The 1133-nt window shown below is 46.2% G+C and carries 2 protein-coding genes; both read left to right on the top strand.

Features of this window, described 5'->3' with window-relative positions; genetic code table 11:
* The first annotated feature begins 122 nt into the window (after window positions 1-122).
* Window positions 123-488: a transposase gene (locus BSZ32_RS13560; protein ID WP_105043908.1), complete on the top strand. Its 366-nt coding sequence runs from the start codon at window positions 123-125 to the stop codon at window positions 486-488.
* Window positions 489-575: 87 nt separating this feature from the next.
* Window positions 576-1133, top strand: a 558-nt coding sequence (locus tag BSZ32_RS13555) for a transposase (protein WP_206018850.1), incomplete at its 3' end; no start/stop codon positions are given.

Below are 1133 nucleotides of genomic sequence, written 5' to 3'. Positions count from 1 at the left end.
AAAAGGAAGATGCTTCTATCCTCTATTCCATATAGATTCTGCAAAATGATGATCCTCCTATAAGGTTCTATAGAGCACGAATCGACTTGATCTAAATCGCTGAATACGATAGGTTTACAGACATGTCTAAAGCTCGTTTATTGGCACCGTGGGTAGGAGAGGAAGATCGTTCTGCAAATTATCACGTCGTATCACGCATCGTTGGTCAAGCCTTCCTGCTAGATCGTGAGGGCAAGGAACAATTCGTCCGCTACATGCGGATGTATGAGGAGTTCTGCGGGGTTCGAGTGCTGACCTATTGCATCATGAGTAACCATTTCCACATTCTCGTAGAAGTGCCACCAAAGTGTGATCAGCAGCTGGATGACGCGGCTCTAATTGAGCGTTTATCGGTGATTTATTCGAAGGAACACGTGGCGATGGTGCGGACAAAAGAAAAAAACAGACTAATAGAGGGGAGAGATGATTCTATCCTATATTCCATATAGATCCTGAAAAATAATGATCTTGCTATAAAGCTCTATAGAGCACGAATCGACTTGATCTAAATCGCTGAATACGATAGGTTTACAGACATGTCTAAAGCTCGTTTATTGGCACCGTGGGTAGGAGAGGAAGATCGTTCTGCAAATTATCACGTTGTATCACGCATCGTTGGTCAAGCCTTCCTGCTAGATCGTGAGGGCAAGGAACAATTCGTCCGCTACATGCGGATGTATGAGGAGTTCTGCGGGGTTCGAGTGCTGACCTATTGCATCATGAGTAACCATTTCCACATTCTCGTAGAAGTGCCACCAAAGTGTGATCAGCAGCTGGATGACGCGGCTCTAATTGAGCGTTTATCGGTGATTTATTCGAAGGAACACGTGGCGATGGTGAGCGAGCATTTAGCCTTACTTGCAGGTGCAACACACAAGCAAGGGCTGGAAGCGTACCAAAATTTGCGCGAGAGCTACACCAGGAGAATGTGGGATTTGGGACTCTTTATGAAGACGCTCAAGCAGCGGTTTTCATTGTGGTACAACAAAAAGCACGGCAGGCGAGGAACGCTCTGGGAGGCTCGTTACAAAAGCGTGTTAGTGGAAAATGGCTATGCGGCTAGAACGATGGCAGCCTACATCGATCTCAACCCT

The organism is Rubritalea profundi (genome assembly GCF_002954445.1).
Lineage (GTDB): Bacteria > Verrucomicrobiota > Verrucomicrobiia > Verrucomicrobiales > Akkermansiaceae > Rubritalea > Rubritalea profundi.
The sequence above is the reverse complement of the archived record's forward strand: the minus strand, read 5'-3'. Positions and strand labels throughout refer to the sequence as shown.